The organism is Cupriavidus sp. CER-90 (genome assembly GCF_057652055.1).
In genome coordinates, this window is record NZ_JBYGYM010000002.1 from 1,714,043 (window position 1) to 1,739,412 (window position 25,370).

Annotated in this window: 21 protein-coding genes and 1 tRNA gene; 12 read left to right on the forward strand and 10 right to left on the reverse strand. The window is 64.9% G+C overall.

Translation table 11 applies throughout. The features are described 5' to 3' along the window. The first annotated feature begins 3 nt into the window (after nucleotides 1-3). Nucleotides 4-729: a hypothetical protein gene (locus tag AC24R4_RS18495; protein ID WP_487523456.1), complete on the forward strand. Its 726-nt coding sequence runs from the start codon at nucleotides 4-6 to the stop codon at nucleotides 727-729. 673 nt (nucleotides 730-1,402) lie between these two features. Here the strand turns inward: AC24R4_RS18495 and AC24R4_RS18500 are convergent. Then, the gene (locus AC24R4_RS18500) at nucleotides 1,403-2,167 is read right to left on the reverse strand and encodes a hypothetical protein (RefSeq protein ID WP_487523457.1); all 765 of its coding nucleotides are present in this window, start codon (nucleotides 2,165-2,167) and stop codon (nucleotides 1,403-1,405) included. 66 nt (nucleotides 2,168-2,233) lie between these two features. Here AC24R4_RS18500 and AC24R4_RS18505 point away from each other — a divergent pair, with 66 nt between their 5' ends. The 3 genes from AC24R4_RS18505 (at nucleotide 2,234) to AC24R4_RS18515 (ending at nucleotide 6,391) form a co-directional block, all read left to right on the forward strand. Then, nucleotides 2,234-3,394 (forward strand): IS30 family transposase, encoded by a 1,161-nt coding sequence (locus tag AC24R4_RS18505; RefSeq protein WP_487523458.1) that lies wholly within the window; start codon nucleotides 2,234-2,236, stop codon nucleotides 3,392-3,394. Nucleotides 3,395-3,760: 366 nt separating this feature from the next. Continuing rightward, nucleotides 3,761-3,855: transfer RNA gene (locus tag AC24R4_RS18510), tRNA-Thr, on the forward strand. A 715-nt stretch (nucleotides 3,856-4,570) separates the two neighbouring features. Further along, nucleotides 4,571-6,391 carry a 3'-5' exonuclease gene (locus tag AC24R4_RS18515; protein ID WP_487523459.1) on the forward strand — a complete coding sequence of 607 codons (1,821 nt, stop codon included), beginning with the start codon at nucleotides 4,571-4,573 and terminating at the stop codon, nucleotides 6,389-6,391. 4 nt (nucleotides 6,392-6,395) lie between these two features. Here the strand turns inward: AC24R4_RS18515 and AC24R4_RS18520 are convergent, their stop codons facing one another. Then, on the reverse strand, nucleotides 6,396-6,884 hold the full coding sequence (locus AC24R4_RS18520) for a DUF6933 domain-containing protein (RefSeq protein ID WP_487523460.1): 489 nt from the start codon (nucleotides 6,882-6,884) through the stop codon (nucleotides 6,396-6,398). A 525-nt stretch (nucleotides 6,885-7,409) separates the two neighbouring features. On the opposite strand from AC24R4_RS18520, the gene AC24R4_RS18525 reads away from it, so the two are divergent. Next, nucleotides 7,410-8,318, forward strand: coding sequence for an endo alpha-1,4 polygalactosaminidase (locus AC24R4_RS18525; RefSeq protein WP_487523461.1), 909 nt, complete (start codon nucleotides 7,410-7,412; stop codon nucleotides 8,316-8,318). Nucleotides 8,319-8,365: 47 nt separating this feature from the next. Here AC24R4_RS18525 and AC24R4_RS18530 read toward each other — a convergent pair whose 3' ends face one another. Further along, nucleotides 8,366-8,878 carry a M48 family metallopeptidase gene (locus tag AC24R4_RS18530; protein WP_400396287.1) on the reverse strand — a complete coding sequence of 171 codons (513 nt, stop codon included), beginning with the start codon at nucleotides 8,876-8,878 and terminating at the stop codon, nucleotides 8,366-8,368. A 37-nt stretch (nucleotides 8,879-8,915) separates the two neighbouring features. Further along, on the reverse strand, nucleotides 8,916-9,140 hold the full coding sequence (locus tag AC24R4_RS18535; RefSeq protein ID WP_092602214.1) for a hypothetical protein: 225 nt from the start codon (nucleotides 9,138-9,140) through the stop codon (nucleotides 8,916-8,918). 158 nt (nucleotides 9,141-9,298) lie between these two features. Between AC24R4_RS18535 and ettA the strand changes: the two genes are divergently transcribed. Next, the gene (gene ettA, locus AC24R4_RS18540) at nucleotides 9,299-10,966 is read left to right on the forward strand and encodes an energy-dependent translational throttle protein EttA (RefSeq protein ID WP_400396286.1); all 1,668 of its coding nucleotides are present in this window, start codon (nucleotides 9,299-9,301) and stop codon (nucleotides 10,964-10,966) included. A 156-nt stretch (nucleotides 10,967-11,122) separates the two neighbouring features. Here the strand turns inward: ettA and AC24R4_RS18545 are convergent, their stop codons facing one another. Beyond that, nucleotides 11,123-12,265, reverse strand: coding sequence for a metallophosphoesterase (locus tag AC24R4_RS18545; protein WP_487523462.1), 1,143 nt, complete (start codon nucleotides 12,263-12,265; stop codon nucleotides 11,123-11,125). A 213-nt stretch (nucleotides 12,266-12,478) separates the two neighbouring features. Between AC24R4_RS18545 and AC24R4_RS18550 the strand changes: the two genes are divergently transcribed. Continuing rightward, on the forward strand, nucleotides 12,479-14,890 hold the full coding sequence (locus tag AC24R4_RS18550) for a carbohydrate-binding family V/XII (RefSeq protein ID WP_487523463.1): 2,412 nt from the start codon (nucleotides 12,479-12,481) through the stop codon (nucleotides 14,888-14,890). Nucleotides 14,891-15,333: 443 nt separating this feature from the next. Here the strand turns inward: AC24R4_RS18550 and AC24R4_RS18555 are convergent, their stop codons facing one another. From AC24R4_RS18555 to AC24R4_RS18565, 3 genes are all read right to left on the reverse strand, one after another. Beyond that, complete coding sequence (locus AC24R4_RS18555) at nucleotides 15,334-16,704, reverse strand: MATE family efflux transporter (protein ID WP_487523464.1); 1,371 nt, start codon at nucleotides 16,702-16,704, stop codon at nucleotides 15,334-15,336. Further along, a complete protein-coding gene (locus tag AC24R4_RS18560; RefSeq protein WP_400395418.1) occupies nucleotides 16,691-17,203 on the reverse strand; it encodes a winged helix-turn-helix transcriptional regulator in 513 nt (170 codons plus the stop codon). The genes AC24R4_RS18555 and AC24R4_RS18560 overlap by 14 nt, the downstream gene beginning before the upstream one ends. Before the next feature lie 77 nt (nucleotides 17,204-17,280). After that, entirely contained in the window at nucleotides 17,281-18,201 is a 921-nt protein-coding gene (locus AC24R4_RS18565) for a LysR family transcriptional regulator (protein ID WP_400395420.1), read from the reverse strand. A 152-nt stretch (nucleotides 18,202-18,353) separates the two neighbouring features. Here AC24R4_RS18565 and AC24R4_RS18570 point away from each other — a divergent pair, with 152 nt between their 5' ends. The 5 genes from AC24R4_RS18570 to AC24R4_RS18590 all read left to right on the forward strand — a co-directional run bounded on the left by AC24R4_RS18570 (nucleotide 18,354) and on the right by AC24R4_RS18590 (nucleotide 23,906). Next, nucleotides 18,354-19,847: an acyl-CoA synthetase gene (locus AC24R4_RS18570; RefSeq protein ID WP_400395421.1), complete on the forward strand. Its 1,494-nt coding sequence runs from the start codon at nucleotides 18,354-18,356 to the stop codon at nucleotides 19,845-19,847. A gap of 108 nt (nucleotides 19,848-19,955) precedes the next feature. Further along, nucleotides 19,956-20,924, forward strand: a complete 969-nt coding sequence (locus tag AC24R4_RS18575; protein WP_487523465.1) for a Bug family tripartite tricarboxylate transporter substrate binding protein — start codon at nucleotides 19,956-19,958, stop codon at nucleotides 20,922-20,924. Between the two features lie 91 nt (nucleotides 20,925-21,015). Then, entirely contained in the window at nucleotides 21,016-22,479 is a 1,464-nt protein-coding gene (locus AC24R4_RS18580; RefSeq protein WP_400396374.1) for a chloride channel protein, read from the forward strand. A 254-nt stretch (nucleotides 22,480-22,733) separates the two neighbouring features. Then, nucleotides 22,734-23,015, forward strand: coding sequence for a hypothetical protein (locus AC24R4_RS18585; RefSeq protein ID WP_400396671.1), 282 nt, complete (start codon nucleotides 22,734-22,736; stop codon nucleotides 23,013-23,015). Between the two features lie 105 nt (nucleotides 23,016-23,120). Continuing rightward, nucleotides 23,121-23,906: a hypothetical protein gene (locus AC24R4_RS18590; RefSeq protein ID WP_400396668.1), complete on the forward strand. Its 786-nt coding sequence runs from the start codon at nucleotides 23,121-23,123 to the stop codon at nucleotides 23,904-23,906. Between the two features lie 69 nt (nucleotides 23,907-23,975). Here AC24R4_RS18590 and dapB read toward each other — a convergent pair whose 3' ends face one another. Together dapB and AC24R4_RS18600 are read right to left on the reverse strand one after the other, a co-directional pair. Next, nucleotides 23,976-24,785, reverse strand: a complete 810-nt coding sequence (gene dapB, locus AC24R4_RS18595; protein WP_487523466.1) for a 4-hydroxy-tetrahydrodipicolinate reductase — start codon at nucleotides 24,783-24,785, stop codon at nucleotides 23,976-23,978. A gap of 123 nt (nucleotides 24,786-24,908) precedes the next feature. Continuing rightward, complete coding sequence (locus AC24R4_RS18600; RefSeq protein ID WP_153949147.1) at nucleotides 24,909-25,358, reverse strand: Lrp/AsnC family transcriptional regulator; 450 nt, start codon at nucleotides 25,356-25,358, stop codon at nucleotides 24,909-24,911. Between the last annotated feature and the right edge of the window lie 12 nt (nucleotides 25,359-25,370).

Here is a 25,370-nt window from a genome sequence, read left to right on the forward strand (position 1 = left end):
TGAATGATTCCCGCAGCCCCTCAAATTGGCTTCGACCGGTTCATCAAGCTGGATTGGGTAGCTGCCGCGCTGAAGGTTCGTGCGGGGGTGACTAGTCTCGATGAACTGAACGAACTGCTGGATGCTGCCGGCCTTGGGAAAGAAGCCAAAGCAAAGACACGAACAAAGTTGAACGCTCTCGCGCTCGAACCGCGAACGGAACTGGCTGATCTCATTGATCGTGGCGTCAATATCGTCAAGGGTACTGACAATGCCGGAAATCTAGTTGCTTTCGCATGGGGTGCAGCAATTGCTACCTACCCTTATTTTGGACAGGTCGCCGAGTTCACCGGGCGCTTGACGTCGATCCAAGGCGATTGCTCGGTGTCTGAAATTCACCGCCGCATCAGCGAGTTATACGGCGACCGCGAGGTGACGAAGCGCGCCACACAGGCTGTAATTCAAACGCAAGCGAACTGGGGCGCGATCGAGCGGGTGGAAAAGGGCAAGCGCATTGTCCGTTTGCAGGCCACACGCCTGAACGACGACGAGATGGTCGCATGGCTGGTTGAGTCCGCCCTGCGCTATCAGCGGAAGGCTATCCCGTTGGCGACGCTGCACTCACTGGCAGTTATCTATCCGTTCTTGCTCGACCACCCTCTCGGCTATGTAATGTCGAATAGCGCGACGGTAGAGGTGAGATCTGAAGGTCCAGGCAACCAGTTTGTCGCGCTGCGCACTCCGCTATGAGATTGCAAGTCGGCAGACCAGCGCGCGCCCTTCTGCGGCTGGAACTTGCTGGCGAGGATGTCTCCAGGATGTCGTCAAAGCTCTTGTCCATGCGAGCGGCGCCTCGTGTCAGCGCTGGCCAATTCGCTGCCCCAGGCGGCCCAACTTGAGCTGTTCGCACAGGGCAGCGGAAATTTCACGTTGCAGACTGGTCAATCAACGTCGGCAGCTGGAAAAACCATCATCATCTTAGTGGGTCTCATTTAGTCGGAAGTGCCAAAGTAGATCGAAGAAATTCTCAGCTATATATCACTCCATGGCGAGCGGTGGAAAAATTCATCGCCGCCGGACCTCCCGGTCCTTCCTATTTTCAGCCATGGAGCCATCGTGATACCCAACAACTCCCTTCTCGAAAGCCTCGCCACACTTGCCCTCGTCTTCTTGGTCGGTATCTGCTGGGGCCACTTCCGCAGTTGCGGCCGGGAGACCGCCCCAAAGGCCACACCCTATGACGCCGCCCTGTCCGCAATGCCAGTCGACCCGGGTGGCTCCACGCCACCACGCGCGCAAGGCAGGCGGCACCGTCGGTGCTATCGCTGGCGCAACCAGTAGCGTTGCCGCTGCCATAAAGGGGGCGCGGGCAGGTGGTCGGATTGGCAGTCGGCTCGGCGGGATTGCTGGTCCCACCGGCATGTCACTGGGCATTATTGAGGCGCTTCAGATCGAGCAATAGGGACGCCAGATAGGGCGTGAGGGGAATTACGCGGCCAGTTTCGATCTTGTCTGCGATACGGAGGCTTCGCCACTGCAGGTCGACATCTTCCCAACGCAGTGCTGCCAGTTCCTCCCGGCGCGCGCCGGTGATGAGCAAGCCTTGCAGATACGCAGACTGTACTGGATTGTGCAAGGCGCGGACGGCCGAAAACCATGCGCCGAACTGCTCCCTCTGGAGGCTGTCACCGTCTTTGGTGCTGGTGCCAGGCAGTGCCCCCGTGACCTTCGGGGACGTGCAGCAATCCGACGGAATGATCCCTGCATACTTGTCCTCCCCTTCGCACCATCGGGAAAAGGCTTTGAGAACTCGGAAGCCATAGGCAACGCTGGTCGGTCGAGCGGGTACCTCTAATTCCAGCCATGCGCCGACCGTTTTGGCGGTGAGGTCGGAAAGCTTCAGCGACATTAAGGGGTAAAGCGGCCCGCGCTCTGTTTTTCTATCGCCACGCTTGGTCGGGCTCCCGCCCGGAGCGGCCAGTTTAATGTGGTCGTTTATATAGCTGGCGGACCTGGGCTTCTTGGTCTTCGGCGAGATCTTGATGCGTAGGCCATCGAGATAGTCAGCCCACGCCTCGGCCACTGTCACGCTTTCCCGGACCGCTGCTGCCCGCCTGGCCTCGTGACTGGCGCGCTGTTCCGCCTTGACTTCCCGCGGGTCGAGACCGGCGTCGACGAGCGTCTGCAACTGGCTGCGGATTCAACCGGTCGATGCAACACACTGAAGGCTTTGCGAGCCTGAGGGGTGCTGCAAATGAAACAAAGACGGCGGATCTACTACACCGAGACTCAAAAGGCATTAATGTGGGAGCGGTGGCGCAAAGGTGACACGCTTGCGCAGATCGCCCGACTGTTCGATCGCTACCACTCATCGATACAAGGGGTTCTCGCGAGGACTGGCGGAATACAGCCAGCGCAACGACACCGCTCCAGGCTAGCCTTGACACTGGCCGAACGAGAGGAGATATCTCGCGCAGTGGTCGTAGGCCACTCCATCCGATCCGTAGCAGACCGGCTAGGGCGTGCTCCATCTACTATCAGCCGCGAGGTCCGGCGCAATGGTGGCAGACAGGGCTATCTGGCAAACCAGGCTGACCAGCTCGCCTGGGAGCGAGCACGGCGCCCAAAGACATGTAAGCTCGTCAGGAATCCGACACTCGCCCAGGTGGTGGCAAGCAAGCTTCGATTGCAGTGGTCGCCAGAGCAGATCGCGGGTTGGCTTAAGCACGTGTATGCGGTCAACAAGGACTATCAGGTGTCGCACGAGACAATCTATCGGAGCCTCTACATCCAGGCCCGTGGTGCGCTTAAAAGAGAGCTGCTGGAACACCTACGGCGTACTCGAGCGATGCGTCGGTCGCGCCAACACACACTGAAGAGCGACGACCGTACGAACATCCGGGATGCCGTATCGATCAGTGAACGCCCTGCCACGGCAGAGGATCGCGCGATACCCGGGCACTGGGAAGGTGACTTGCTGTTCGGCAGCGCCAACAGCCAGATTGCAACACTCGTCGAACGCCAGACCCGGTTCGTGATGCTTGTGAAGCTTGCTAGCAAGGACTCCGAGGTTGTAGTCAACGCGCTGATCAAGCACGCCGGCAAGCTGCCGCAGGAACTGTACAAGTCGCTAACTTGGGATCGTGGCACGGAGATGGCTGGTCACAAGCGTTTCACTGTGGCCACGGACATCCAGGTCTACTTCTGCGATCCCCAGCATCCGTGGCAACGCGGCTCCAACGAGAACACGAATGGCCTCTTGAGACAGTACTTACCGAAAGGCACCGATCTCTCGGTCTATTCGCAAGCCAAGCTCAACGCCATTGCCAGGCGGCTCAATGAACGTCCGCGCAAGACACTAAACTTCGATACACCGGCTGAACGATTCCATCAAGCTGTTGCGTTGACCGGTTGAATCCGCAGCGCGCTTCCTCCTGGGCCTTGCTGATGGTCCAGCTACGTGGGTCGCCAATCGTGAGGCGAACGGTCTGCCCGTGAATCCTTCCTTGGAAGATGTAGGTCTTGGCGCCCCCTGCGGTGGCACGTAGGCCCAGCCCCGGCGACGCGGAGTCCCATAGAAAAGCTTGTGCCTTGCCCTCGGGACATCTGTGGGCCTCTACGCGTGCTGCCGTGAAGTTGACCTTGGCCATTCTGAGTCCGGGTATCGGGTTACATGACTTCATGTAACTGCCGTGTAACCGAATTGTGAGGTATTCAATCCATCTCGGTCAACGCGAAATCATTAGGTATTGGCTAAAATCCTTTTATCCATGCAGAGTTAGGCGGCTACAGGGATGTCGGTCAACCTCAAGAAATTCGGTTCTCCGGTGATTTGTAATCATCAGGTGGCGGGTTCGAGCCCTGCAGCCGGCACCAAAAATTCAAGGGGTTACGCGAATTTCGCGTGACCCCTTTGCTTTTGTGGGTGACGGAAATTACAGGTTCGGCACAGTGTTGAGGTTCGGACGCTATTTGACGAGCGCCCGTGGAGCCGAGGCCGATCCGCGACCACAAATCGTGCTCCTGTAGCTATATCCTCCAAAGCCTCCCCTACTCAGGGGATCAGTGGCTTTGTTTGCGACGTTTGCAGCGTCGCTCGTCTGTCACGCGCTCTGTCTGAGAAGCCCACAGTATCCGCAGCGCAGAAGCGCTACATGGAGTCGGTTTCGGTAACACAGAAGCCGACAACCCAGCGTAGCGAGCGTTTTACCTCCGAGCACCTGGAGGCGTTGCCGGTCTAGGCCACAAAATACGAGGCGTTAAGATTGACCGCTCACCGCATCGCCACCAATGCCTTGCGCCTTGAGCGAACGATAGTCGACCGGGGCTCCATGGCCATATCTGCGGCGCCGCGTTTTGCAAGTGAGCGTCTTTTTATATCGTCTCTCTACTTGTCATTTGTGCTTGGTTATCTGCTATTACCCTGAATGAATCCCTCCCACAACATATCGGCGGAGTTTTAATAATACCTGTAGAGGCAATCACCATGAATTCATGGCAGCACTGCCAATGCTGCTAACGGCGGGAAGACGGCCAGCAAGCCTGCCGGCGCATGGTAGATTAGAGGACTGAAATTCCAAGGTCCTGGTTTATGGCAACGGCAACCATCGTTCCCTCACTCTCCTCTTGTGTTGGCAAAATGTGGCCGGGTGAGAGGCGGCTTGCGGAGCGACTCGAGCAGAAGCTCGATGACGATTACAAGATCTGGTACGACGTACGTATCGCCTCGCTCGAGAAATATCCGGATTTTGTAATCCTGCACCCATTACATGGTCTGCTTGTGCTCGAAGTGAAGGACTGGAAGCCGAGCACCATTGCTCGGGCGACGCTCGGAGACTGGACTATACAAGGTGATTATGGCCTGAAGGATGTCACCAATCCGCTGGAGCAGGCCAGACGTTACACCACGGATATTATTCACGCGCTCGAACGTGATCCGCAGCTTGTGAACCCGCCAGGACACCCGTATCAAGGAAAGTTGCGGTTTCCCTGGACGTACGGTGTGGTGTTTCCGTTCATGACGCGCAAGCAGTTCACGGATGGGCATTTGGATAATGCAATTCCGCCAGCTCGCGTGATCTGCTCCGATGAGATGACCGAATCGGTGGATGCGGAGCGTTTCCAGGAGCGCCTGTGGAACATGTTCCCGTACCGGTTTCGAGATAAGCTGACCGTGCCGCAAATTGACCGGATTCGCTGGATTCTTTTTCCGGAGGTCCGCATATCGGCCAAGCAGCAAGAACTGTTTGGCGATGAGCCAGAGTTGCCGGACATCATGGCGGTGATGGATATTCAGCAGGAGCAGCTTGCACGAAGCTTGGGTGACGGCCATCGTGTCATCCATGGCGTCGCCGGGTCGGGCAAGACGATGATCCTGGGCTACCGTGCCGAGTACCTTGCCGGCACGTCAGAGAAGCCAGTCTTGATTCTGTGCTTCAGCGAACCGCTGTCGAAGCGGCTGAAAAGCTGGATGGAGGCCAGGGGCCTGTCGGAGAAAGTCTCCGTCCGCCACTTCCACGGCTGGTGCTTCGATCAACTAAAGACCTACAACCAGCCTCGTCCCAATGCGGAAGGCGAGGCCTTCTTTCCGGCGTTGGTCCAGCGTGTGATCGACAGTGTTGATCGTGGCCATATCCCGAAGAATCAGTACGGAGCGGTGCTGATTGATGAGGGGCACGATTTTGAGCCGGGCTGGTTCAAGCTCGTGGTGCAGATGGTATCGCCCGAGAGCAATCACCTGCTGGTCCTGTATGACGATGCGCAATCGATCTTCAAGCGGTCAACCCATCGCGGCTTCAGCTTCAAGAGTGTCGGCGTGCAGGCGCAAGGTCGCACGACGATCCTCAAGATCAACTACCGCAACACCCGGCAGATCCTCGAATTGGCAGCCCTGATCGCCAAGGACATCCTTGACCCGAAGGCCACCGATGACGACGGCGTGCCGCTGATCCGACCGGTCAGCTGCGGCCGTGACGGACCACCTCCGCAGCTGATCAAGCTGCCGTCCATCAAAGACGAGGCGGCTGAGATCGCTCGCCGTATGGCGCAGGCCCATCAACAAGGGGTTGCGTGGCAGGACATGGCGATCGTGTATCGCACCTGGTCGGTGGGGCAAACCTGCGTTGATGCATTGGCTCGAGCCAAGATCCCTCACCAATGGCAGCAGCGTGACAAGAAATCCTATTCACCGACAGCTGACGCCGTGACAGTGCTGACGATGCATGCCAGCAAGGGGTTGGAGTACCCGTTTGTCGCGATCCCTGGGGTGGGGTTGCTGTCGGCTGAAGAAGCCGAGCTCGAACAGGAGGCGCGATTGTTCTATATCGCCGCCACACGGGCTACGCATCAATTGGTGGTGACGGGCAGCGGCGATTCCTTGTTCATGACGAAGCTGTTTCCAGCGGCGGCATAGGGTGTTATGCCATGAGTGCAAGGGCACGCACGCGTTGTGCTGGGCTGTCATAGCGTAGCGGCCCGCAAGGAACGTCGGCCAGCCGCATTGAAAGATCATGAAGATCAAGCACACCGTGCTGATCACGCCACACCTGTGCCAGGAACGTGAACTCGTTGAGCATGCCCACTACGCTTCGGTTGGTGGTCTTAGCAATTGCGCATTCCCGCATGTGCTGTAATTCCGGTTCAATCTGTATGTCGCCCCAACCGTGCGATCGGAGTGCGGCCGCCAGTGAGGCAGGAAAGCGTGTCGTCAGTGTTGTGACGGGTGCCAGCGGCATCAGCACCGGCAGGAGGGTGTGCTCGTTAACAAATAGCGCCACCTGTGGCCGCCAAAACAAAGCCGTTGCATACCAGTTTCCCAGTGTTGACGCTGCCGCATCGCCGGTTGTATCGACAGGCTTCTGGTTCAACCGGTTCAGTAGCTTGCGTGTGCAGTGAAGATGGAACATGGCTGGGGCCGTTCTTGTTGGTTGAGATCCTATGGTGCTCTGACGATTCGCCGCAAGTTGCGCTTGACCTGCCACTTGTCGGCAACCAGTTTGATTCGATGACCGATACGCCCACCGATGACAGTGCGATGCGCTTCTGCTCGGCGGTAGCCGTGGCCGGATTGTACGAGCCAGCCATCAGGATAGCCGCGTCCGGCCCCTCGTCATTGCCCCCGGCCTGCTGCTCGATCTCCAAAATGTGTCCGTTTAGTGACCGAACGACTGCTCATTCAGGCCAATGTCAGCCGTTGCCTGCCCCCCCTTCGAAGAATGCTTCAGTTTCCATCGGCCCATCCGATATCGCTAAAGCAGGCAAGCCCCAACGGGGATGGCGGAGTCCGGTGCCATGGCTGAGGCGGTCAACCTCAAGGCGATGGCATCGGCGCTTGTCTCGCGCATAATCGGCGTCACGCCAGATCGACCCTTTCCAAAAAGGGCAAGACATCAGTGGTAGTGCTTTGTTGGGTACAACAGGAGAGGTCAAACATGCATAGCAAACTGGCAGGCCGTCGCCCGGTGCGACTGGCCCTGGCAAGTCTCGTCGCCACGCTGGCCGCTTGCGGCGGGGGTGGGGACGATAGTGGCGGATCGGTGGTGCGCGTGTCCGAGGCGTCCACGCTTTCCAGGCAGGCCGTCAGCAGCAATGTCACGGCCAATGTCACGGCCAGTCCCGCGCGGTGGATGCCGTCGCTCACCGATACGTGGCAGCTTCAGCTGCAAGGCACGATCAACACTAGCTACAACGTCGCGGTGTACGACATCGACCTGTTTGATACACCGCAAGCCACCATCGATGCGCTGAAGGCGCAGGGCAAGCGGGTGGTGTGCTATTTCTCTGCGGGCAGCAGCGAGGACTGGCGCCCCGACTACGCGAAGTTCAAGCCGGCGGACATGGGCAACGCGCTCGATGGCTGGGCGGGCGAACGCTGGCTCGATACGCGCTCGGCCAACGTGCGCGCCATCATGCAGGCGCGCATGGACCTGGCTATTTCGAAGGGCTGCGATGGTATCGACGCCGACAACGTCGACGGCTATACCAACAACCCGGGCCTGCCGCTCACCGCCGCCACGCAGCTCGACTACAACCGTTTCCTGGCCGATCAGGCGCATGCCCGGGGGCTGGCCATCGGCCTGAAAAACGCCGTTGCGCAGCTGAGCGACCTGGCGCCGTCGTTCGATTTCGCGGTCAACGAGCAGTGCTTCCAGTACAACGAGTGCAGCGGCTATTCGGCCTTCACCGTGCAGGGCAAGCCCGTGTTCAACGTCGAATACCAGTCGAAGTGGAAAGATGCCGCCACGCGGCAGAAGCTCTGTGCCAAGGCCCAGGCGCTGAACCTGCACACGCTGGTGCTGCCGCTGGCCCTGAACGACAGGTTCCGCTACAGCTGCGACTGAGGATCTGAAAATTTGGAGAATCGACTACGAAGCAGTAGTCGAAGGACTCAGGGGCGGGCGGCTTCGCGGCTGTCCGCCTTGTCCGTTTCCCGCCACGCCAGGAACAGGCGCGTATCGAATTCCAGCTGGTGATACTGCGGTTCCATATGCTCGCAGAGCCGATAGAACGCCTTGTTGTGGTCCGATTCCTTCAGGTGTGCCAGTTCGTGCACCACGATCATCCGCAGGAATTCGGGCGGCGCCTCCTTGAATAGCGACGCCACGCGGATTTCCTTCTTCGCCTTCAGCTTGCCGCCCTGCACGCGCGAAATGGCCGTGTGCAGGCCCAGCGCGTGCTGCGCGGTGTCGAGCCGCGCGTCGTAGCCCACCTTGTGCAGCGGCGGGGCGCTGCGCAGGTATTCCTGCTTGATCTCGGCCGTGTATTCGTAGAGCGCGCGGTCGGTCTGGATCGTGTGACGCCCGGGGTAGCGGCGCGCGATGTGGTCGCCCAGCGTGCCGGCCGCCATCGCGGCGCGCACCTGGTCGAGCACGTTGGGCGGATAGCCGCCCAGGAATCGCATCGGGTCTTTCACGCCCGGCCGCCAGCCTTCGGTCATGTCAGTGGTGGTGATGGTGGTGATGCATCCAGCTGTTATCCATCGAATGCACGAACGACTCCACGGCATCCTTGTCGCCCAGGGCGTGGCGCATCATCTCGCCGCACTTGCAGAAGCCCTGGTACGGGGTGATGTGCGAGCACGCGGACGTCTTCTGCAGATACAGCGTGACGGGTTTTGCGCACTTCTTGCACTTGAACTTGAGGGTCAGGGCGGGTTTGCTCATGGGAATCGGGGTAAAAACTGCGTCGATGCGAAACCCGCCATTGTACCGGCCGCGGCCATCGGCCGCCGGGGCGGGCGAGTGGGGGCCGATGGGGCCGGTCCGTTTGCTACACTCCCGCCATTCCCCGCATTCCAACCGAATCCAACCGAACACGCTCCATGGCACAGTACGTTTTCACCATGAACCGCGTGGGCAAGATCGTTCCGCCCAAGCGTCACATTCTCAAGGACATCTCGCTGTCCTTCTTCCCCGGTGCCAAGATCGGCGTGCTGGGCCTGAACGGCTCGGGCAAGTCCACGCTGCTGAAGATCATGGCCGGTCTCGACAAGGAGATCGAAGGCGATGCCACGCCGATGCCGAACCTGAACATCGGCTACCTGCCGCAGGAACCGCAGCTCGACCCCGAGCAGACCGTCCGCGAATCGGTGGAAGAAGCCCTGGGCGGCGTGTTCGAGGCCCGCAAGAAGCTTGACGAGATCTACGCCGCGTACGCCGAGCCGGACGCAGACTTCGACGCGCTGGCCGCCGACCAGGCCAAGTACGAGGCGATCCTGGCCGCCAGCGACGGCAACAACGTCGAACTGCAGCTGGAAATTGCCGCCGACGCGCTGCGCCTGCCGCCGTGGGACGCCAGGATCGGCCATCTGTCCGGTGGCGAGAAGCGCCGCGTGGCGCTGTGCCGCCTGCTGCTGTCGCGCCCCGACATGCTGCTGCTCGACGAACCGACCAACCACCTGGACGCCGAATCGGTGGACTGGCTCGAACAGTTCCTGACGCGCTTCCCGGGCACCGTGGTGGCCGTCACCCACGATCGCTACTTCCTGGACAACGCCGCCGAGTGGATTCTGGAACTGGACCGCGGCCACGGCATCCCCTGGAAGGGCAATTACAGCTCGTGGCTGGAGCAGAAGGAAGACCGCCTGAAGCAGGAAGAGGCCACCGAGTCGGCCCGCCAGAAGGCGCTGAACAAGGAACTGGAGTGGGTGCGCCAGAACCCCAAGGGCCGCCAGGCCAAGTCCAAGGCGCGTCTGGCCCGCTTCGACGAACTGAACAGCCAGGAATACCAGAAGCGCAACGAAACTCAGGAAATCTTCATCCCCGTGGGCGAGCGCCTGGGTAACGAGGTCATCGAGTTCGACAACGTCAGCAAGGGCTTTGGCGACCGCATGCTGATCGAAAACCTGAGCTTCAAGGTGCCGCCGGGCGCCATCGTCGGCATCATCGGGCCGAACGGCGCCGGCAAGTCGACGTTCTTCAAGATGCTGACCGGCAAGGAACAGCCGGACAGCGGCGAGATCAAGATCGGGCCGACCGTGAAGATGGCATTTGTCGACCAGAGCCGCGACGCGCTGGATGGCAGCAAGACCGTGTTCGAGGAAATCTCGGGCGGGTCGGACATCCTGACCGTGGGCCGCTACGAAACGCCGTCGCGCGCGTACATCGGCCGCTTCAACTTCAAGGGCGGCGACCAGCAGAAGACCGTCGGCACGCTATCGGGCGGTGAACGCGGCCGGCTGCACATGGCCAAGACGCTGATCGCGGGCGGCAACGTGCTGCTGCTCGATGAACCGTCGAACGACCTCGATGTGGAAACGCTGCGTGCGCTGGAAGACGCGCTGCTGGAATTCGCCGGCTGCGTCATGGTGATCTCCCACGACCGCTGGTTCCTGGACCGCATCGCCACCCACATCCTCGCCTTCGAAGGCGATTCGCATGTGGAATTCTTCCCCGGCAACTACCAGGAATACGAAGCCGACAAGAAGAAGCGCCTGGGCGAAGAAGCCGCCAAGCCGAAGCGCATCCGCTACAAGCCGATTACGCGCTGATCGGCCAGATAGTGTTGATTGGCTCCCCTCTCCCACTTGTGGGAGAGGGGTTGGGGGAGAGGGCCCGGCGGTTCAAACTGCCACGCGTCGCATCGTGAGGCGCTTGCCCTCTCCCCCGCCCCTCTCCCGCACGCGGGAGAGGGGAGCCCCCAAGCCTCAAGCCCGAACAAGTCGCACCAGCGTGATCTCCGACGGCGCGCCAAACCGCATTGGCGGACCCCAGTAGCCCGTTCCGCGGCTCACGTAGACCCACATGTTTTCATGCCGGTTCAGCCCATGCACATAGGGCTGCTGCATCGGCACGAACAGGTTCCACGGCCAGAACTGGCCGCCATGGGTGTGTCCGGACAGTTGCAGGTCGAATCCGGCCGCGGCGGCCGCTGGGGCCGAGCGGGGCTGGTGGGCCAGCAGCACCCGTGCCGCGGCGTTGGCCGGTGCCCCGTGCAGCGCGCGTACGGGGTCGCTGCGATGGCTCTCGATAAAGCCGCCGGCCGTGAAATCGGTCACGCCGCCCAGCACCAGCGATGCCTCGCCGCGCGCCACCACCACGTGCTCGTTCATCAGCACGCGCAGGCCCAGCCGGGTCAGCTCCTCGATCCACGGCTCCGCGCCCGAGTAGTACTCGTGGTTGCCCGTCACCACGTAGGCGCCATGCGGCGCCGACAGCCGTGCAAACGGCGCCGTATGGGCAGACAGCTCGCGCACCGAACCATCCACAAGATCGCCGGTAATGGCGATGGCGTCGGGCTTCAGCGCGTTCACGCCGTCGACGATGCGGTTCAGGTAGGGCGCCTTGATGGTCGGCCCCACGTGAATATCGCTGATCTGCGCGATCGTAAAACCTTCAAATTCCTGCGGCAGGTTGGCGATCGGCACATCGACCCGCTTCACCCGCGCCAGGCCGCGCGCATTGAAGTAGCCGATCACCGACACGGCCACCGCCAGCCCCACCACCGCCGACGCGCTGTAGAACGCCAGCCCCGCCGGCTGCCAGCGGGCCAGCATGGCCACCACCAGGAAGATGTCGCGCGCAAAGGTCAACACCAGCAGCGATGAGAAGAATCCCATCGCGAGCATGCCGAGCCAGCTTAGCCGGTCGGCCCAGTCGCCGGCCAGGCGCCGCGCCATCAGCGCGGCCGGAATCAGCAATGTCGAAGCGATCAGCCACAGCACGGCCAGCATATGGACAACGGCCGGCAGCGGCAGGGCGGGCAGCAGCCGCGCGCCGATATAGGCGTGCAGCGCGGCAACGATCGCAGTGGGAACCAGCAGGGAACGGCGGGAGCGCCTGGTACTCATGGCAGGGGCGTCAGAGTCGGATTCGAGTGTAGGTGAGGCTGCGCAGGCCGTGCTTCAAGGGCGCGCTTCCAACGAAAAATGCACCGTGCACCACTTTGAGGCACCCATGTGATCTGTCCGGTTTGCGCAGGGCCGATGAATGTTTTTGCCGCACATTGTTCCGGCCACCGCACTAATTTAGATTCATCTGACGCCCCGAATGTTGGAGATTCCATGTCCTGTGCGAAGCCCGCCCGTCTGGGCCTGACCTTGCTTGCCGTGGCGCTGTTGGCCGCCCTGCCGCCGGCGGGGGTGTCCGCCAAGTCCGCGTCTGCCGCCAGTGCCGCGCAAAAGCTGGCGCCGCTGACCTGGCCGCGCAATTTCGAGGTGGCAGGCGACCACGTGGAGCTCTACCAGCCCGACATCGAGAAATGGGACGGCAACCGGCTGTCGGGCCGGGCCGCCGTGGCCATCGGCGCCAGGCAGGGCACGCCGGTCTATGGCGTGGTGCGCTTCTCGGCGCAGGCCGATATCGACAAGCCGTCATCGCTGGTGCAACTGACGAATATCCAGATCGACAGCGTGGACGTGCCCACCCGCCCCGACGCCGCCGACAAGGTACGGCAGGCCCTGATCGGCCGGCTGTCGCCCCAGGGGCTGACCGTGCCGCTGGAAGAACTGCAAGCCAGCTACGCGGTGTCGCAGCAGCTGGCAAAGGCGCAGCGCGTGCCGGTAAGGAACGACGCGCCGGAGATCCTGTTTGCCACCACGCCCACGCTGATGGTCCATGTCGATGGCGACCCGGCCTGGCGCCAGGTGGCCGGCACGTCGTACGAGCGGGCCATCAACAGCCGCGCGCTGCTGCTGCGCGATACCGGCGGCGAACTCTGGCTGCAGGCGGCCGGCTACTGGTATCGCTCGGAATCGGCCGGCGGCACGTGGGAGCCCGTGCCCAGCCCGCCTGCCGCGCTGCTGGGGGCGGCCAGCAAGATCACCGCATCGAAGGACGAACCGAAGCCCGACGCGATGATGCCCGCCGACGGCAAGAAGCCGCCGCGCGCCCCGGTGGTGCTGATGGCCACGCGGCCGGCCGAACTGATCCAGACGTCGGGCGAACCGCAGATGACGCCCGTGGGCGGCACCAGCCTGCTGACGATGTCGAACGCCGACCATGCGGTGCTTATCGATCCGTCGAGCAACCAGACCTACGTGCTGATCTCGGGCCGCTGGTTCCGCGCGGCGATGCTCAATGGCCCGTGGGAATACGTGCCGGGCGCCCAATTGCCGGCCGAGTTCGCGAAGATCTCGCCGCAGGACCCGAAGGCCAACGTGCTGGTGTCGGTGCCTGGCACGCCGCAGGCCCGCGAGGCCGAGATCGCGGCGACGATTCCGCAGACGGCGTCGGTGTCGCGCACCAAGGCGGCAACGGCCGTGACCTACGACGGCACGCCGAAGTTCGAGTCGATCGCCGGCACGTCGCTGCGCTACGCGGTCAACACGGCCACGCCCGTGATCGAGGTGGATTCGTCGCACTACTTCGCGGTGGTCAACGGCGTCTGGTTCACGGCCGGCACGCCGGGCGGCCCCTGGCAAGTGGCCACCGAGGTGCCATCGGCCATCTACACGATCCCGCCCAGCTCGCCGCTGTACTACGTGACCTACGTCCGCATCTACTCGGTCACGCCGACCACGGTGGTGGTTGGCTACACGCCGGGCTACCTGGGCGTGGTGGTGAACCCGGACGGCACGGTGGTCTACGGCACCGGCTATGTCTATCCGCCGTATGTCGGCGCGTACTACTACGGCTACCCGGTGACCTACGGCTATGGCGCGGGATTCGGCATCGGCGTGGCCGAAGGATTCGCCTTCGGCTTCGCGGCCGGCGCGATCTGGGGCGCGGCGGCGCCGTACTGGGGCCCGTACTGGTATGGGGGCGGCAGCTTCGTCAATATCAACCAGGCGAACTTCTACGGCCGCTGGGGGCAGGGCACCGTGACCCATGCCGAAGGCTGGAACGCCTGGACGGGCACGCAGTGGCGCGGCACGGCCGGCGCCGGCTACAACCCGGCCACGGGCGCGCGCTTCCAGGGCAGCCAGGGCGCCGCGTTCAATCCATACTCGGGCAACTACGCGGCGGGGCGGCAGGGATCGTTCGCCAACCCGTCAACGGGACGCGAGGGTGCCGGGCGCGGCGGCGTGGCCGGCAACGAATACACGGGCAACTATGCGGCAGGCCGCCAGGCGGCCGGATATAACGCCCAGACCGGCCGCATCGGCGCCGGCGAAGCGGGCATCGCCGGCAACACGCAGACCGGCCAGTACACAGCCGGCAGCCGTGGCTTTGTCGCCAATCCGGGCAAGGACAACGCCGTGGTCTGGAACAACGGCAACGTCTACGCAGGCCATGACGGCAACGTCTACCAGCATACCGACGACGGCTGGCAGAAGCACACCACCAATGGCTGGGAACCGATGCAGCAGAACAGCGAAATGCAGGGCCGGCTCGATCAGCAGCGCCAGGCGCGGCAGGCCGGGCAGCAACGCTTCAACACCGCGGCGGCCCAGCAGTGGCAGGGACGTTTTGCCGGCGGCGGCGGAAGATTCGGCGGCGGTGGCGGCCGCTTCCATGGCGGGTTCCGACGGTAGCTACCGCACGCGCGAGCGTCTTTCTCCCCTCTCCCGCCCAGCGGGAGAGGGGCCGGGGGAGAGGGCAAAGCGGCGCAAATGCCAGAGGAAAAAGAAAAGCCAAGAGCCTCGGCAACACCGCTGTCTTTCTCCCCTCTCCCGCCCAGCGGGAGAGGGGCCGGGGGAGAGGGCAAAGCGGCGCAAATGCCAGAGGAAAAAGAAAAAGCCAAGAGCCTCGGCAACACCGCTGTCTTTCTCCCCTCTCCCGCCCAGCGGGAGAGGGCCCGGGGGAGAGGGCAAAGCGGCGCAAATGTCCGAGGAAAAAGAAAAAGCCAAGAGCCTTGAAAACACCGCCGTCTTTCTCCCCTCTCCCGCCCGGCGGGAGAGGGGCCGGGGGAGAGGGCAAAGCGGCACAAATCGAGACTCCCCGCAACCACCCCCCCCCAAATCGAAAAGCCCACCAATCATCCATTACGCGGCGACCACTCCCCCTTGCGCACCCCCATCGCCGTGACCAGCCCATAAGCGGTAATCCCCAGCGCAACGCCCAGGAAATGGCCGTCGAGGCCCATCCCGGCCACATTGGCCAGCACCCACCCGCCGCCCGCGGCCAGGCCGATCCGGCTCAGGCCGGCGACGATCGGCCAGCGCATGCGCGCGGCGCCCAGCGACGCAAAGTACAGCGCCATGCCCAGCCCGAATCCGCCGAATGCCGGGCCGACCCACGACAGCGCCCGCGCCGCGATGGCGGCCACTTCCACATCCTTGGTGAACAGGGCGGCGAACTGCGCTGGCGCCAGCCCCACGGCGGCGCCGACGCTGCCCGCCAGCAGCAGTGCCAGCAGCGCCCCCACCCAGGCGGTACGGCGCGCCGTGTGCCAGTCGCCAGCGCCCACCGAGCGGCCCACCAGCGCCGTGAGCGCCGAGCCCACGCCGAATGCCAGCGGAATCATCAGGAATTCCAGCCGCGCCGAAATGCCATAGGCCGCCACGGCCGTAGTGCCGTAGTGACGCAGTTGCGCCGTGACCAGGATCGTCGTCAGGTTGGCCACCGATGCCAGCGCGCAGGCAATCAGGCCGACCGCCAGAATGCGATGGAACAGCGCACCCGACAGCTTCACGCGCAGCGTCGGCACAAAGCCGGCGCCGCCGCGCATCACCACCCAGGCCATCATCAGCGCCGCCGCCCACGATGCCGCCGCCAGCCCCGCACCAATGCCCGCCAGTCCCATGCCCAGTCCTTCGGCAAACCACCACGCCAGCATGGGGAACACGATCCACATGCCGGCCAGCACGCGCGCGGCCAGCGCATGGCGTCCGCCGCCGCGCAGCACCGACGCCAGCGTATTGGCCAGCCACGCCGGCACCGCACCCAGGCCGAACAGCCAGATCGCGTAGGTCGCGGCCGCTTCGGCGGCCGTGCTGCCGCCTACGGCGCCGAACACCTGATGCGGGAAGCCGGCCAGCGCAATGGCGAAGACCAGGCCCGCTGTCAGCGCGATGATCATCGCGTGCATGACCAGCGACGACGCATCGTCGCGCTTGCCGGCACCGAGCGCGCGGGCGATGGCCGACACCACGCCGCCGCCCATCGCCCCGGTCGACATCTGCTGCAGCAGCAGCGCGAACGGCAGCACCACCGCCCAGCCGGCCAGCGCCTCCGTGCCCTGGCGCGCGGCCAGCCACGTTTCGATCAGTTGGGAACCGGCCTGCAGGAAGGCCACCAGGCTGGTGGGCGCGGCCAGCACGGCGATGCGCCGGGCGATCTCGCCGTTGGAGACCGGCTCCGCGGCGGCGGCCCGGCCGTCCAGCGTCAATGCGTCAGGCTTGCTCATCGGCGGCCTCCGTGGCGGGTTGCGTGCCAAAACGTTCGCGCAGATACCGGCCGGCGCCGGGACCGGGCCGCACACGCAGGTCATCGACGGTGATCGTGCTGCCATCGGGCCGGGTCAGGCACCCGGCCACGATCTCGCGGCCGTCGCGCTTGTCTTCCAGCACGGTCAGCGGCCCCTTGTCGTCGGCCAGCCAGCGGTCGGCCCAGGCCTTGAGCGACACGTAGACGGGGAAGAAGTCGCGCCCCATCGCGGTCAGCTGGTACACCTGCCGCGCGCCGCCGCCCGGTGCCGGCACCTTTTCCAGCAGCCCATGCTCGACCAGCGTCTTGAGCCGCGCGCTCAGGATGTTGGGCGCAATGCCCAGGTGCTTCTCGAAATCGTCGAATCGCGCGCTGCCGTAGTAGGCCTCCCGCATCAGCAGGATCGCCCATCGCTCGCCCAGCACCGCCATCGACCGCGCCACCGGGCACGGCATATTGGCAAAGTCCGTATGTGCCATCGTCTCCTCGTTTTACTTTTGATATGCAAGTAAAAGAGATAATAGCTTGCGATTTGAAAGTCGGCAGGCGATTTTTGTCAGGCTTGTGCGAATACCGGCAACCCCGTCACCGCCTCGCGCAGGAAGCCGATCAGCGCCCGCGTGGCCATCGACAGATGCGGGTTTGGCGTGGTGATGATGTACAGCCGGTTGCCGAGGCCTTCGGGCTTCCAGTCGGGCAGCACCGGCACCAGCGTGCCCCGGCGCACATCTTCCCAGCCCATGTAGACCGGCAGCAGGCTGATGCCGTGGCCCTGGCGCACGGCGTTCATCAGGAACGGAAAGTGTTCGGATTGCAGGTAGGGCGTGATCTCCACATCGTGGCGTTCCGGCCCGCACGCGGAATCGCGGCCCAGCGTCAAGAGGAAACGCCTGGAAGTGTAGGGCGGGCAAACGAACCGGCACGCCGACAGATCGGACGGCTTTTGCAGCGGCGGGGTGCGCGCCAGGTATTCCGGCGACGCGCACAGCTGCCAGCGGATGGCGCAGACCTCGCGCGCCACGGTGTCCAGCGGCGGCAGCGACGTCACTTTCAGCGCCACATCGATCTCGGCGGCGATCAGGTCGGTCACGCGGTTGGCAAAGAACACGCGCAGCGAGATGCCCGGGTGCAGTTCGGCAAAGCGCAGCAGCAGCGGGGCGATAAAGGCATCGCCCAGCCCGGTGGGCACGCTCACGCGCACATGGCCGCGCAGCGTCTTGCCCAGGCTGTCGATCTCGGCCTGCGCGGCAGCCATCTCCTGCAGGATGCGCAGGCCGTGTTCGTAAAGCGACTGGCCCGCATCGGTCATCTCCAGGTGGCGCGTAGTCCGGCGCAGCAGCATGGCACCGGCCTGTTCTTCCAGCTGCCCCAGTTGCCGGCTGACCTGCGACCGCGTGACGCCGCGCCGGCGTCCCGCTTCGGCCAGGTTGCCCGCTTCGACGATATCCACGAAGGCCTGCACAAGGTTGAGGTCCATGCGACGACTCTGAAAGCAATGTCAAGTTTGACGCAACATTGTGATTCGGTCAGATGGGATTGTCGATGCTGGCGTGCATCGCTAAAGTGGCCAGTCATCGGCAGACATTCGCGATCCCATCGCCGCCGGCAGCCAATACAAGGAGACCCCGCATGCCCGCAGACCTCTGGTTCGAATCGTTGCAGCGCCCCGGCGCGGAGGTGCTGGACCGCGGCATGCGGCTGGCCGGGGGGCTGAGGCGGCTCGGGCTGGAAGAGGGCAACGTGGTGGGGGTGCTGCTGCGCAATGATCCGGTATTCGCCGACGTGGTGTTCGCGTGCCGCGCGGCCGGCACCTATTACTGCCCGATCAACTGGCATTTCATGGCCGAGGAAGTGCGCTACCTGCTGGAAGACAGCGGTGCACGCGCGCTGATCGTCCATGCCGATCTGCTGCCGGCCGTGCGGGCGGTGGTACCTGACGGCGTTGCGGTGCTGGTGGTGGGCGGCGCGCATCCCGACGCGATCGAATACGAGCCGTGGCTGGCCGCGCAGACCGCCTACGACGGGCCGCGCGTGGCGCCGCGCGGACACCTGGCTTACACGTCGGGCACCACCGGCCGGCCCAAGGGCGTGTTGCGCCAGGCGATGCCGCTGGCGGACCTGGACGCGCAGCAGGACCGCCTGCGCTCGCTGATCCGGCAGGCCTACGGCATCGTGCCCGGCTGCCGTGCGCTGATGTCGGCGCCGCTCTATCACAGCGCGCCGAGCGTGTACGTGCAGAACGCGCTGCAGATGGCCGAGCGGCTGGTGCTGGCGCCGCGCTTCGATGCCGAGCAGGTGCTGGCGCTGGTGGAAAAGCACCGCATCGACGTGCTCTACCTGGTGCCGATCATGTACGTGCGGCTGCTGAAGCTGCCGCCCGACGTGCGCGCGAAGTACGATCTGTCGTCGATCCGCTTTGTCGCGTCCACCGGCTCGCCGTGCTCGCCGGAGGTGAAGCGTGCGATGCTCGACTGGTTCGGGCCGGTGATCCATGAAACCTACGCGTCGAGCGAAGCCGGCCTGGTCACCGTGGCCACGCCAGAGGACGCCGCGGCCCGCCCCGGTACGGCCGGGCGCCCCGTGGGCGACGCCAGCGTGCGCATCATCGACGAGAACGGCCGGCCGTGCGCGCCGGGCGAGGTGGGCCTGGTCTACGTGCGGCAGCCCGCCTACCCCGACTTCACCTATCTGAACAACGACAAGGCGCGCCGTGCGATCGACATCGACGGGCGCGTCACGCTGGGCGACATGGGCTACGTCGATGCCGACGGCTATCTGTTCATCTGCGACCGGGCGTCGGACATGGTCATCTCGGGCGGCGTGAACATCTATCCGGCCGAGATCGAACATGAACTGGTGCGCTATCCGGGCGTGGCGGACTGCGTGGTGTTCGGCGTGCCGGACGACGAGTACGGCGAACGCCTGCACGGCGTGATCGAGCCGGTGGCGGGCGCCGACGTGGAGTCCGCTGCGGTGATCGAATGGCTGCGCGGCCGGCTGTCGGGCTTCAAGGTGCCGCGCTCGATCGAGGTCGTCCAGCGGCTGCCGCGCGACGAAACCGGCAAGCTGGCCAAGCGCCGGCTGCGGGACCAGCACTGGGCTGGCCGCCAGCGGCGGGTCTGATCGCGACTTGCCCCACGGTTCTTGCCGTTCTCCCGCTCGACGGGAGAAGGGCGGGAGAGAGGGCAGGCGCGGCATCGCCATTCCATTCCGATAAAGCAGGAGACAACCATGCACCGTATTTCCCTCACCCTCTGCGCCGCCTTGTTGGGGGTCGCGTTCACTGCGCCCAGCCTGGCCGCCTATCCCGACCGGCCGGTCAAGCTCGTCGTCCCCTATACGCCGGGCGGCTCGACCGACCAGTTTGGCCGCGCGATGGCCGAAGGCATGGCGCGCGAGCTGAAGCAGCCCGTGGTGGTGGAGAACCGCCCCGGCGCCAATACGATGGTGGGCACGCAGGGCGTGGCACGGGCGCAGCCGGATGGCTATACGGTGCTGATGGGCAGCAGCGCCAGCATGGTGCTGAACCCGATGCTCTACAAGAAGACCGGCTACGACCCGAAGGACTTCAAGGTCATCCTGATCGGCATCGAGGTGCCGCTGGTGGTGGTCACCAACAACCAGGTGCCGGCCAGCAGCATCAAGGACTTTGCCGCATACGCCAGGGCGGCGGGCGGCAAGCTCAACTATTCGTCGGTAGGGCTTGGCAATCCGCTGCAACTGGCCACGGAAATGCTGAAGTCCGAGCTTGGGATCGAGATGACGCACGTGCCGTACAACGGCAGCGCGCCGGCGCTGGCGTCGCTGCTGGCCAACGACACACAGCTGATGGTGGACGTGGTCAGCACCTCGCTGCCGCATATCAAGGCCGGCAAGCTCAAGGCGCTGGCCGTGACGGGCCGCTCGCGCCTCGATGTCCTGCCCAATGTGCCGACGGTGGCCGAAAGCGGATACCCCAACTTCCATGCGGCGACATGGTTCGGCCTGGCCGTGCCGGCCCAGACGCCGCCGGAGGCCGTCGCCAAACTGCAGGCAGCCGCGTCGCACGTGCTGACCGAGACGCCGTTTCGCAACACGTTCAACGCGCTGGGACTGATCGTGCAACAGCCGCGCAGCCAGGCCGAGATCGACCGCTACGTGCAAGCCGATCGCGACAACTGGGGCAAGGTGATTCGCGCCAACAGCATCAGCCTGGACTGATCCGGTGCGGCGGACCCGTGCGTGGCGGAAAATCAGGGGCGTATAGTTGAGGGCGTTTTTTACGCCCCCGCATGCTTTCCGCATCGACGCCATGACCGACCCTGTCGAGCCGCCTGATTCGAACCTTCCCGACGCCAACGCGCCATCCGAACCTGCCGCGCGCCGCGACCGGCTTGGCGAACTCCGCGTTCACGCGCGCCGCGCGGCGAATCGCAAGACGCGCCAGGTGGGCCGTATCTCGCGCACGTCGATGCGCTATGCGGCGTTCCTGTGCGGTGCGGGCGGGGTGGCGCTGTTCTCGATGGTCTTTGCCTACATCGCCGAGATTGCGCTGCGCTGGAACGCGAAGCTGACCACGGCCACGCCGTGGCTGGCGTTCGTGATGCTGCCCTTCGGGCTGGCCGCGCTGCGCTGGCTGACGATCCGGCTGGCGCCGCAGGCGCGCGGCTCCGGCATTCCGCAGGTGATCGCGGCCGTAACGCTGCCACCGGCCGGCGTGGCGCAGACCGTGCTGGTGTCGTTCCGGCAGTCGATGTGGAAGGTGCTGCTGACCGCCGGGGCGCTGCTGGCGGGCGCGTCGGTGGGGCGCGAGGGGCCCTCGGTCCAGGTGGGCGCCGCTGCCATGCTGGCCTGGGGACAGTGGTGCCAGCAGAAGCTGCGCTTCCGCATCGGCTTTCATCCCAGTTCGCTGATCGCGGCCGGCGCGGCGGGCGGCCTGGCGGCTGCGTTCAACACGCCGCTGGCCGGCGTGGTCTTCGCCATCGAGGAGCTGGGTCGCGGCACGTCCGTGCGGTGGGACAGGCTGGTGCTGTCGGGCGTGCTGACAGCGGGCTTCCTGTCGCTGGCCGTGCTGGGCAACAACCCGTACTTCAGCGTGAAGGTGCCGATGCTGGTGCTGCACGACGCGTGGGGCCCGGTCCTGCTGTGCGCGGTGGTCAACGGCGTGGCCGGCGGCCTGTTCGCCAAGCTGCTGATTCGCGGCGTGCCCGGCCTGGTGCCGTCGGCCTGGCGCGGGTGGACGACCGCGCATCCGGTCTGGCTGGCCTTCCTGTGCGGGCTGGTCGTGGCCGTGGTGGGCTGGGCCACCGCCGGCGCCACGTTCGGCACGGGCTACGAGCAGGCGTCCGGGCTGATCAATGGCGAGCCGCACAGCACGCTGTGGTTCGGGCTGGCCAAGTTCGTGGCCACGGTGGTGTCGTACTTCGCGGGCATCCCGGGCGGGATCTTTACCCCGGCGCTGGCCATCGGTGCCGGCATCGGCGCGAACATTGCCGATTTCGTTACCCATTTCATGTCCGGCATGGCCGAGCCGCGCGTGCTGGCCCTGGTGTCGATGGCGGCCTTCCTGGCGGCGGCTACCCAGGCGCCCATCACCGCCAGCGTGATCGTGATGGAAATGACGCGCACGCAGGACCTGACCATCTTCCTGCTGGCGGCATCGTTGCTGGCGTCGTTCCTGTCGCGCCAGTTCAACCCGCATCCGTTCTATCACCATATGGGTCATGCGTTCCGCCGTGAAGCGATGGCCATCGCACGGAAGGACCCACCGGCATGACGCCCCTTTGAGCGGGCGCGGATAGTGGCGCAAGCGGCCCTTCATCGGGGCCGTAACAGCTGGTTACAAACTTCCCTGGGCGTGCCCTCGCCAAAGTGTGGGGTCGGCATTGAAGCGCCGTAGCGGACGCATGGCCGATGTCTTAACATCTGCTGCGCATTGGACGGCGGCAGCAGATTGGCCGGCAACGCATGTGTACCGGCGGCACAAGACCTCGTCGGACAGGCATTCGATGCATTTTCGGGGAGCAGAAGATGGCCACACAACGACCGGGCGGCACGCGCCCGACCACGCCGCGCGCCGACAAGCCGCACACCAGCACGTCCCGTGACAGCGCCACATGGCGCGACCTTGGCGCGGATACCGCCATCTGGCACACGCGCGGGCTGCAGTCCAGCACCCGCATGCGCGCACCCGCCCCCCGACGCACGCCGGCGCAGCCATTGCCGCCGAGCCCGGTGCCGAAGCTGATCCTGTGGGCGGTGCTGATCGGCATCGCGCTGGTATGCTTCCATGCCGTGAAGCGTATGCTCTGACCCCCCTGTCGATCCGGCATCACATCGCCGATGCCCGGTATTTCCCCGGCAGGAACCCTCGGGACGGAGCCGGCTCCAATGCGGAGCCGTTTTCAGGAGTGTGTTTTGAGATTTCCTCTTGCCGGGCTGGCAGTTGCCGCCCTGCTGGCGACGTCTGTCGCCCAAGCCGCCACGGCTGCACCGGCCGCACCGGCCGCGCAGCCTGCCACCAAGGCCCCCAATGCCGCCGCCACGCCGGCCACCGACGGCAAGGACCGTTTTTCGACGATGCTCGATACGCTCGAGATCGGCAGCCCGCTGCCCGCGTTGCCCGATTGCGCCGACCACCGGACCCCGGATGGCAAGGATGTGACCGCGTACTGCGTGGAACTGCGTGGCGACGGCGTGATGCGCCAGGTCGGCGTGCCGCGCGACCAGCGGCCCGCGTTCATGGACGGACCGCGCCTGGTGGCGCTGGTCGATGGCAATGCGCTGGTGGGCGTCATCGTGCCGACCGACGGCATCCGCTCGCAGGACGCCGCCGCCCAGGCGCTCAACGCCCGCTATGGCAAGCCGTTCCGCCAGGAAATGGTGGACATGAAGGACAAGGCCGGCAAGGACGTGCGAAGCATCCACGCGGGCTGGATGCGCAAGCCGCTGACCGTCGAGCTCTACGCGATTCCCGAGAACCCGGCCGAAGGCACGATCGAACTGCTGCTGCCGCAGGCGCGCGCGCTGATGGCCAACCGCGATGCCGAAGTGGCCAAGTCGCTGGCGCCGCCTCCCGCGCCGGCAGGCAAGGGCGGCAAGGCCGACAAGGCTGAAAAGACGGACAAGGCCGAGAAGACGGACAAAGCCGACAAGGCCGAAAAGAAAGCCCCGGCCAAGCCGATCAATCCGGGCAGCTGGTAAATCGCCCGCCTGGCGGCAGCGCAACGCGCCGTCAGGCCGTCAGATCGATGGACCGGGGGCGCGCCAGCGTCAGAGGCCTTCCATCACCTTGTCCAGCCCGCGCACCACACCGCGCACGGTATGCACCTTGCGGATGGCCAGCAGCGCGCCGGACACATAGGGCTTGGAGCCGTCGCCGGCTTCGTGCCGGATGTGCAGGCGCTGGCCGTCGGCGCCGAAGATCACCTCGACCCCCAGCTGGTATCCCGGCAGCCGCACGGCGTGGACCTGCGTGCCGGACATCATGGCACCGCGCGTCTCCTTCGGACCGCTGACCTGGTCCACGGGCACGGCCTGCGCCGCCTGCTTGACCTGGCCTAGCCGGAACGCCAGTTCGCGCACCGTGCCGGACGGCACATCCACCTTGCCCGCCTTGGCGTAGTCGATGATCTCCCAGTGGTCGAGATGGCGCGCCGCCATCTCGGCAAACTTTTGCAGCAAGACGACCGTGATCGCAAAGTTGCCGCAGGCCAGCACGCCACGGTCGGCCTTGCGCGCCGCGGCGTCGATCTCGGCATAGTCGTCGTCCGACAGCCCCGACGTGCCCACCACCACATGCGCGCCGTGCGCCAGGGCCTGCAGGATGTTGTGCTTGGCGATCACCGGCTTGGTGTATTCGACATAGACGTCATACGGCGTCTTGCCCAGTTCCTCGACGCTGGCCGCCGCCACGCCGGGCGTGTCCTTGTGGCCCGTCAGGCTGGCCAGCGTCTGGCCCGCCGCGCCGCGCGACAGGCCGGCCACCAGCGTCATGTCGGCGGCGTGGGCCACGCCCCGCGCCAGCTCGCCGCCAGCCCAGCCGGTGACGCCGCCCACGGCAACGCGAATCTTTTCGTTCATCGTTCTCTCCCGCTCCGGTTGCAAGGAGGGCAAGCATAGCGCGCCCGTTTCAATCGCGCTGGGGATGCCTGGCGATGCCGGGCGATGTCGAACGCTTCGGCCCGGCACCGGCACCGGCATCGGCTACCCGGCCGCGCGCCGCCGGTCGATCTTGCGCGCCAGCACGATCGACGTGGTGGTGTGGTTCACGCCGTCGAGCATGCCGATCTCGTCGAGCAGCTTGTCCAGCCGCGCGTGGGTATCGCACCGGATCACGGCCATGTAGTCCACCGGGCCGCTGACCGAATTCAGTTCCTCCACCTCGGGGAACCGCCGCAGCGCGCGCACCACGGCCGGCGCCGCCTTCGGCTGCACCGACAGCCCGCAGAACGCCAGGATGGCGTTGTCCTCCATCTGGCTGCCCAGCCGCACGCCGTAGCCGGCGATCACGCCCGTGCGTTCCAGCCGCGCGATGCGGGCCACCACGGTCGTGCGCGCAATGCCCAGCGCGCGCGACAGATTGGCCGCGCTCTCCCGGGCGTTGGCCTGCAGCAGGGCCAGCAGGTGGCGGTCGGTCTGGTCAAGGTCAGCCATGGGGATCGATGA